Source organism: Paraburkholderia sp. (genome assembly GCF_049581445.1).
GTDB lineage: Bacteria > Pseudomonadota > Gammaproteobacteria > Burkholderiales > Burkholderiaceae > Paraburkholderia.
In genome coordinates, this window is record NZ_JBAURZ010000278.1 from 1 (window position 1) to 8,791 (window position 8,791).

Below are 8,791 nucleotides of genomic sequence, written 5' to 3' on the forward strand. Positions count from 1 at the left end.
CCGGCAAGCCGACCAGCCGCGCGGCGCGGTTGCTGCCGCCTACCACCCGCATCGCAAAACCCTTCGTGCTGTGCTTGACGAACACCCAGGCGGCAATACAGGCAACCACACCCCACAGCAGCCCCCAGTGCACTTCGAGACCCGGCAAGGAGCCGATGGTCATGGCATCGGGTACGGGGAACGTGGAGGGCTTGTTAAGACTCGCTGGATCGCGCAACGGTCCTTCCACTAGAAACTTGAAGAGCGCAATGGCGATATATGACATCAACAGGCTGCTGATCGTCTCGTTGACGCCGCGCCACTGCCGCAACGCGCCCACTGCGCCGATCCAGATGCCGCCCGCTACGATGCCGGCAATCGCCATCAACGGCGTGGCGATGAGCCACGGCGTGCCGGCGGGCAGACATTGCGGCACGACCGCCGAAGCGAGACCGCCGAGCGCCAGCGCTCCTTCGCCGCCAATCACCACCAGCCCAACCTGCGCCGGCAGCGCCACGCACAACGCAGTCAACATCAACGGCGACGCTCGCAGCAAGGTACTTTGCCAGGCAAACGACGACCCGAACGCGCCCTGGAAAATCAGCCCGATCGCATCCATGGCCGGCGCGCCCTGCACCAGCAGGAACAGCCAGAACAGCAACAGCGTGCCCGCGAGCGCGAACACCGTGGGCACGGCAGGCAACACACCGAGCATCAGCCGGGCAGAACTCGCGTTAGGACGCATGGCCGCTCCTTGAGAATTGGTCGGACCGCAGGTGCATCAGATCTGGCCCACCACACCTGAGACCAGGTAGTTCATGCTTTCGAGGGTGTAGTCGGTCTGCACGTGACTCGTGCCGTCGGCCACCACCACGACGCCCTTGTTGTCCTTGATCGGACCTTTGAAGATCACGAATTCGCCCGACAGCATTTTCGACTTCACGCCGTCCGCGCTCTGACGTGCATCCGGCGTGACCTTCGCGCCGTACGGCGACATCTTCACGAAACCTTCTTTCAGACCGCCGCGCAGCACGTTGGGCTGCGGCTTGCCGCCTTGCGCGCCCGCTACCAGTTCCTTGTACGGCGTGGCCCAGTCCCATTCCGCGCCGGTCAGATAGCCCTTGGGCGCAAGCGCCGCCTGACTCGCGTGGTAGCCGCAGCTCATCGCGCCGCGCTTCTCGGCGGTCTCGATCACGACCTTCGGACCATCGACGTGGCAGGTCAGCACGTCGCAACCCTGATCGACCAGACTGTTGGCCGACTCCGCTTCCTTGACGGGCATCGACCAGTCACCGGTGAAAATCACGTGCGTCGTGATGGACGGGTCTACCGACTGCGCGCCGAGCGTGAACGCGTTGATGTTGCGCAGCACCTGTGGGATCGGCTTGGCAGCGACAAAGCCGAGTTTCTTGGTCTTCGTCATGTGGCCAGCGACGACGCCATTCAGATACTGGCACTCGTCGATATAGCCGAAATAGCTGGTGATGTTCGGCGGATTACCCTGTTTCCACAGTCCGCCGCAATGCGCGAAGCGCACATTCGGATACTTGGCCGCCATCTTCAGCACGTGCGGATCGAAGTAGCCAAACGAGGTGGCGAAGACCAGCGTGGCGCCATCCTGTTCGATCATCGCTTCCATCGACTTCTGCACCGCGATCGTCTCCGGCACGTTCTCCTCTTCGACGACCTTCACGTTGGGCAGCGTCTTGATCACATTGGCGGCGGTGGCCTGCGCCTGGTTATAGCCATAGTCACCGCGCGCGCCGACGTAAATCACACCGACGGTCAGTTTGCTGGCGGCAAATACCGATTCGAATGGCAGCACCGCACCGAGCGTCAGCAGGCTGGCATTCTTTAGAAAGTGGCGACGATTGCTCATGGCGTATCCGGTCTCGTGGGTTGAGGGTTATGGAGCGTTATGGGTTATGCGGGTTACGGTTTAACAGCGCCGGGGTGGCCACTTGCGTTGGCGGCCGCAAGGCTCGCCAGATAGGCGAGCCAGCCGCCGAAATGCGTAATGTCACGCGCCCCTGCCGCCGCGGTGACAGCCGCCGGTTCGCAGATGAAGCCCTTGACGGTGCGCCCATCGGCCACGCGGACGGTGCCGATGCCAAGCGGCGCGGGTACTTGAGCGACAAGCGCGCCGAACAGGCGCAGCGGCACTTGCCATAGCTCGATGGCAATGGCTTGGGACGGCTGGCCGTCAGCGTCAGCGGGTTGCGGGGCATGCACCAGCGCAGGCTTCGGCGGCGTGGTACCGGCTAGTGCGAACAGGCGGTAGTCGGGCGACGTCTGGGTCGCTTCGAGAAAGCGCGCGCCGGCTTCGAGCAGTTGTCCGTTCAACGGCTGGCCGCGCAGATGCGCGCCGACCACGGCGACGGTGATAGACGGCTCGTCAACTGGCAGCGGATTTTGCTTGATGTCGCTGCTGTCCGCGTTATTGGCGTGGTCGAAGAAAAGCTGCTGAATCTGCTCGCCGAGCACCGCGAGCCGCTGGTCGGCGCCTGCGGGCGCAATCAACGTGACACCGGCGGGCAAGCCGTCCGCGCGCCGCACACACGGCACCGCCAGCGCACACAGATCGAGCAGGTTGACGAAGTTCGTGTAGTAGCCCAACTGACTGTTGAGTTCGACCGGATTGCCCTTGACGGCAGCGATGGTCGGATGAGTCGGTGTGGTGGGCACGATCAGGACGTCGATGTCCTCGAATACCTTTTCCGCGTAACGCTTCAGTTCAGCAAGGCGGTACTGCCCGTTAAAGGCATCCACCGCGCTGAACTGATCGGCCTTGCCAATCACGCCGGCCACTACCGGGTCCATCGCCTCACGATGCGTGTCAAAGAACTCGCCCACTGCCGCGCGCCGTTCCGCGACCCACGGACCGTCGTAGAGCAACGCAGACACTTGAGTGAACGGCACGAGGTCGATCGCAGCCGGGGTCGGCGCGAGGTGCGCGCGCACGGTATCGAGTGCAGCCTCGAAGGCTTGCGCGGCGAGTGCGTCGCCATAGAACTCGGCCCGTTCCGGCACGCCGATGCGGCACGGGCTCGCCATCAGACCAAGCGAAGGCACGCGCCGCGAGTAGCCATCGAGCGGGTCGAATTGCGCCAACTGACTCAGCACTTGCCAGGCATCCGCGACGGTATGCGCAAAGATCGACACGCAGTCGAGGCTCTTGCATGCCGGCACCACACCACGCTTGCTGATCAGCCCAATTGAGGGCTTCAGTCCCACCAGTTCGTTAAAGCCTGCGGGCACGCGACCAGACCCGGCGGTATCCGTGCCGAGAGAAAACGCCACGCATCCTGCTGCGACGGACACCGCTGAACCGGAACTGGAGCCGCCGGAAACCCGCTCGCCAAACTCGACCTGCCGCACCGCGCCATATGGCGAACGCACGCCGACCAGGCCGGTGGCGAACTGGTCGAGGTTGGTCTTGCCAATCAGGATCGCGCCAGCGTCCAGCAGACGCTGCACGGCAAAGGCCGACTCAGTGGGCGTGTAGGCGAACTCGGGACAGGCCGCCGTGGTGGGAATGCCAGCGGCGTCGATGTTGTCTTTGATCGCGAACGGTATGCCAAACAACGGCATGCGCGCGAGCACCGCCTCGCCCAGTTCCGCACGCAGCGCTTCAAGTTGCGTCGCACGTTTGTAGAGCGCCTCGGCAGGCACGCGATAGATCCACGCTTCGGGACGCCCGGACGCATCGATGCGCTGCAGCGTTTGTTCGATGCATTGCATCGGGGTCAGCGTGCGTTCGGCATAGCGCGCCGAAAGCGCACCGATCGAAGCCACTGAAGCAACCGGGCGAAGCGCGCCGGGATTTGAGGAAATAGTCATGAGTTCAATCTTGAATACAAGTTTGAACTCAACTAAGCACAAGCTATGCCAAGCGCATCATCGGCAGTCCACGTAGCGCTGTATCGCCTTACGCAGCGGCTGTTTGCGCGCGGGGCCCGCTCGCTGCCCGAGTCTCCGGCGGGGGATTACCGCGCTTTTCAACGGCCGATGTTTGTGCACCACTCCCCACAATAGGGCAGCCATGAACCGGGACGGTTCGCGCGTTTCGGCCCTGGTTTCGTGTTCCCCTATTCGGTGCTTGCCGCCACGCGCTCGGCCAGTTTGGCGTCGTAACTCGAATGCACGTGCACCCGCTTCTTCTCCGGATACGCATACGTATACGCCTTGCGCAGCGCCAGCGATGCCTCGTGGAAACCGGACAGAATCAGTTTCTGTTTGTTCGGATAGTTAGCAATATCGCCGACTGCGAAGATGCCTGCGCGCGAGCTTTCGTAGTTGGAAGTGTCGACGTCCACCTTGCCCGCATGCAGACTCAAGCCCCAGTCCGCAATCGGGCCGAGGTCCGCGACGAGCCCATACAGCGCGACGACGTGCTCGGCCTCGAGTTGCGTCGAGCCGCCAATCTGACGAATCTCCAGCGATTCAAGCTTGTCGTCGGGCGCGTTCAACCCTGCAATCGCCCCAACCATGAAATCCATTTCTCCCGCCTCGACCGCGCGGCGCATCTTTTCGACGCTGGAGTCCACCGCGCTAAACCCGTTGCGCCGATGCACCAGCGTCACCTTGCGGGCGGTCGAGCGTAGCGCAAGCGCCCAGTCGAGCGCAGAGTCGCCGCCCCCCGCGACCACCACGGTTTTGTCGGCGAAATCGGCCACGTTGCGCACGCTGTAATGAACGTGGCGCCCTTCGAGCGGCGCTGCCTCGGGCAGAGCCAGACGCTGTGGCGCAAAGGCGCCATTGCCGGCCGCCAGCAGAATCGCTGCGGCATCGAACGCCAGACCCTCGCGGGTCGTCACGCTCCAACGTCCATCGTCGCGCTGCTCGACGGTATCGACCCGCTGACCGAGGTGGATCGGCACATCGAAAGGCCGGCATTGCACCAGCAGACGCTCGACCAGTTCACGTGCCGTGCAAGACGGGACGGCGGGAATATCGTAGATGGGCTTGTCGGGATATAGCTCGATGCACTGGCCGCCCACTTCCGGCAATGCGTCGACGATATGGCAAGACAGGCCAATGACCCCCGCTTCAAACGCGGCAAACAGCCCGACCGGACCCGCGCCGACGATTAGCACATCAGTACGCAGCGGATCTTGCAGAGCTGGGGAAGGTTGGGGAGATGAGGCGGTACTGGGAATCATTCGGCGTCCATGGCGTTGGCGCGGCGAGCCGCGCGTGGACTGACCACCATACAGACTCAGCCGTGCTCCGGCAACGAAGACACCACGAGCGGTGGGGAAAGCCCCGCCGCGCTCGTCTTCACGCCGTTAAAATTGATGCAGGATGCCGACGTAAGCGCCGGTCTGCGATTCGCCTTGCAGCGGGCTCGTACTACCCGTGCCTTCTCGCGGGTTCGCGAGTAGCGATAAATTAGACTGCTTGCTGTTATCCACGAAGGCCACCGTCCCGTACAGGAAGGTGCGCTTGCTCAGGTTGTAGGTCGCGCCAAGCTCGTACAACGTGGCGTGCCCGCCCGGATCGTGCTGCGCGTCGCCGCCGCCATCGCCAATGTCCACATAGAAGCCCGCCGCCGTCACGGCCCAGGCCTGATTCACCGTGTAGGTGGCACCCAGCCAGTAGTAGTTGGCGCTATCCGCGAGACCGGCCGGCGTATCCGGCGCCTGGAAATGGCTATAGGCACCCTGAATCTTCCATTTTTCGATGTACACGTTCGCGGCGGCAACATACTCACGCGAGCTGGTGAAGATGTTTGTCATCTGGCCGTTGTTGTCGCGCAGTTCGTCGTATATCCCGCGCAGGTCGAAGAGCTTTGAGTGATACGAAAGCATGATCCCGTCGGAGCGGCCGAATTCGCCTGCCGCGCCGTTGTTGAAACCATTCGGCTGATTGCCGAACGCATACTGGCCTTGCACGTCGAAACCGTCGATAACCGGGCTGTGATATTCGACGTTGTTGCTGGTCTGCTGCCAGTTACGGCCGCGCACCAGCGAGGCCGACGAAAACGCCTCCTGCACAAACGGGTCGAATTCCCACACGCCGTCGCTGTCAATGAACAGATTGCGACCGGCCTGCACCTGGCCCCACTGCTGGCTGTCCAAAGCGGCGTAGGCCCGCCGTGAAAACAGCCTGCCTCCACCCGTGGTGCCGTTCATCAATTGCAGGGCAGTCTCCAGCCTGAAGAGCGCGGCAAGCCCGCCGCCCAGATCTTCAGTGCCTTTGAAGCCCAGCATGCTGGTGCCCCAGTCGCCGCCTTCGGCACTCCAGCTCGTGGAGGTGCTGCCGTTGCCGTTGGACACGTGATTCAGGTACTGGAAGCCGCCATCCAGCCGTCCATAAAGGACGACACTGCTTTGAGCGTGAGCAGCAAGCGGACTCGCTACCAGCAGGGTAGCCATGAGTGTTGTGCGTAGTCTCATCATCCGGTGTCGGTTATTAACTCGTTATTTTTGCCAGAATGATTCAGGCGCCCAGGCATTGCCATCGAATTTGCCTGCGTTCCGTCCCAAGGTGCGTCCGTACGAACAATCCCAACGACTAGCGGATCAACAGACGCGCCGCCTGAATGATTCGAATCGACCCAGCCATGCACCTTCAATTATTCCTGTATAGGTGACCGAACTATAGGTGAAGGCGCCTCGCCAGTATATTTCGTTTGCGGCAAAGGTGATTTGCCTTGTCGCTGTCGCCCTGCAATAAAACTTCGTGGGTATGCAAGCCGCATCTGTCGTCCTGCAGTGCGTCACGGCGGGTCCGCGCTAAGATACGCGTCTATCGATCAGCCGTATGGCTCAACCAGCTTGCCACGCCACGATGAATGCCCGATGAATGCGCCCGAACTGACTGAAGACGAACGCCTTGGCCTTTATTTGCGCCGCACTGCAACAGGCGCTGAATGGTGGCGGGTCAGCATCGCGGACCGCCCACAAACCTGGCGCCTCGAGCACGGTGTTCAGGATGGCGAAGTCAAAGGCGCGGTGGATATCGACCTCGTGGTCGATGCCGAGAACCTGCGTGCCAAGCTCAAGAAATGGCATCGCGAAGGCTTTGTGTTCGAGGCGCGTGATGCGGGATCCACAGCAGACGCCAAACAGCGCGTTTCGTTCATGCCGGAGTTGCAGCGCGCCACCTCTGCCGCCGCTCAGCAGCGTGCGAACTCGGTGGCGAGTGCCGTGCAGACCGTGCGGATCGGTCACGTGGATGTGCCGTGCGGCGTGCCCGGCCCGCTCGTGCCAAGGGTCAACCCGGCCTACCTTTTTTCGGAGCGCTTCAACGATATCGTCGAAGATATTGTCGAGAACAAACGTGTGATGCTGATCGGTCACACGGGCGCGGGCAAGACCAGCCTGATCGAACAGGTGGCCGCGCGAGCGCAACACGGCGTGGTGCGCTCGAACATGAACGGCCAAACCACCGTGGGCGATTTCGTCGGCTTCTGGACGGTCAAGGGCGGTGCGACGCTGTGGGTCGACGGCGTGTTGCCAACGGCGATGCGCGAAGGCCTCTGGCTGATCGTCGATGAAATCGATTTTGCTGAACCCTCCATTCTCGCCGCCCTCACCGCCGTGCTGGAGCCGCATGGACGCTTGACGCTCAAGGAAAAAGGCAACGAAGTCGTCGCGCCGCATCCGGCGTTTCGTCTCTTTGCCACCGCCAACGCGGTGGGCGCGATGAGCCAGTTCCGGCATCTGTATCAAGGCGCGAATCTGATGAACGAAGCGTTCCTCGACAGATGGCGTGTGTATCTGCTCGACTACCTTTCGCCCGCAGAAGAAGCCGACGTGCTGGTGCGCACGCTCGCGCCACATATGACACCGGCGCTGGCCGCGACGCTCGCAGCGATTGCCGCCGACTGCCGGGCCGCATTCGCGCGCGAGGACCTCTCGAGCGCATTTTCCACACGCCGGCTGCTCGACTGGGCCGAGCTGATGCTGCGCACCGGCGACCCCGAGCGCGCCGCCGGCCCCGCGATCTATGCGAAAGTCAGCCCCGAAGATGCGGCGCTGATCCGCGGCATCATTCGACATCACATCGCTCCTGCCGGGTGAGCGCGATGCACGCGGCACGCGACGCCCGAGGCTTTGAGTTCGAGTCCGCGCTCGGCAAGATCGCGCGCGTGCTGACCGGGCAATATGGTGTGACGGTTGCGTTCAGTCCCGACGGGCCACGTGTGGAGCGCGGCCGGATTGTCATTCCCGATTATGAAGTGGGCGAAGGCCTCTCAACCGATGTGCTGGTCGGCTATCTCGACCTGCTGGTCGCGCGCGCCAAACATTCCGAGTTGAGCCGCTTCGACGCGCTGCCGCGCGGCATCACCTCACAGCTTGCGCAGGTGATCGAAGACCGGCGTGTTTGCGCGCAGTTGCTCGCTGAGTACCCGGGCGCGCGCTGGTTTATCGGCAAGCTGCGCGAGCACGCGGCAGCGCGCACGCAGCAGCGCTGGAATCGTTTACGTTGGCGCGACCGGTTTATCTGGTGTGTCGAACAGGCGCTGTGGCATGAACCGGTCAACCCTGGCGAAATCAGTCAATCGCTTTCCGCTGGGTTGCTCGCGACGCAGGATCTGCTCGTGCAAGCGGGCCGAAGCCAGTCAAGCGGCGACAGCATTGCAGCCGCGCAAGCGATCATGGCTCGCGTGCGGGCTTTATCGGCGGGCGACGTCAATAACATGATGTTTTCTGTTGGGACGGCCGAGGACATCGATACGGATCAGGACGCGGCATCATTCGACCCGTTCGAGAGCGACGGCACCCGCGCCGATCAGGACAGCGCATCAACGTCGCCGGCCGGGGCCAGCGCCGGTGCCGACGCGTTGAATGCCACGGGCATGGGA

The 8,791-nt window shown here is 62.8% G+C and carries 6 protein-coding genes and 1 pseudogene; 2 read left to right on the top strand and 5 right to left on the bottom strand.

The features are described 5' to 3' along the window. From WCA85_RS23155 to WCA85_RS23175, 5 genes are all read right to left on the bottom strand, one after another. Positions 1-724, bottom strand: a 724-nt coding sequence (locus tag WCA85_RS23155) for an ABC transporter permease (RefSeq protein ID WP_424067186.1), incomplete at its 3' end; no start/stop codon positions are given. 36 nt (positions 725-760) lie between these two features. Beyond that, the gene (locus WCA85_RS23160) at positions 761-1,858 is read right to left on the bottom strand and encodes a BMP family ABC transporter substrate-binding protein (RefSeq protein ID WP_424067187.1); all 1,098 of its coding nucleotides are present in this window, start codon (positions 1,856-1,858) and stop codon (positions 761-763) included. A gap of 53 nt (positions 1,859-1,911) precedes the next feature. Beyond that, complete coding sequence (gene atzF, locus WCA85_RS23165; RefSeq protein ID WP_424067188.1) at positions 1,912-3,819, bottom strand: allophanate hydrolase; 1,908 nt, start codon at positions 3,817-3,819, stop codon at positions 1,912-1,914. 248 nt (positions 3,820-4,067) lie between these two features. Then, positions 4,068-5,141 carry an FAD-dependent oxidoreductase gene (locus WCA85_RS23170; RefSeq protein WP_424067189.1) on the bottom strand — a complete coding sequence of 358 codons (1,074 nt, stop codon included), beginning with the start codon at positions 5,139-5,141 and terminating at the stop codon, positions 4,068-4,070. A gap of 126 nt (positions 5,142-5,267) precedes the next feature. Next, complete coding sequence (locus WCA85_RS23175) at positions 5,268-6,356, bottom strand: porin (protein WP_424067190.1); 1,089 nt, start codon at positions 6,354-6,356, stop codon at positions 5,268-5,270. Positions 6,357-6,782: 426 nt separating this feature from the next. On the opposite strand from WCA85_RS23175, the gene WCA85_RS23180 reads away from it, so the two are divergent. Together WCA85_RS23180 and WCA85_RS23185 are read left to right on the top strand one after the other, a co-directional pair. Then, complete coding sequence (locus tag WCA85_RS23180) at positions 6,783-8,006, top strand: AAA family ATPase (RefSeq protein ID WP_424067191.1); 1,224 nt, start codon at positions 6,783-6,785, stop codon at positions 8,004-8,006. A gap of 5 nt (positions 8,007-8,011) precedes the next feature. After that, positions 8,012-8,791, top strand: a pseudogene (locus tag WCA85_RS23185) (cobaltochelatase CobT-related protein); the annotation flags it as partial.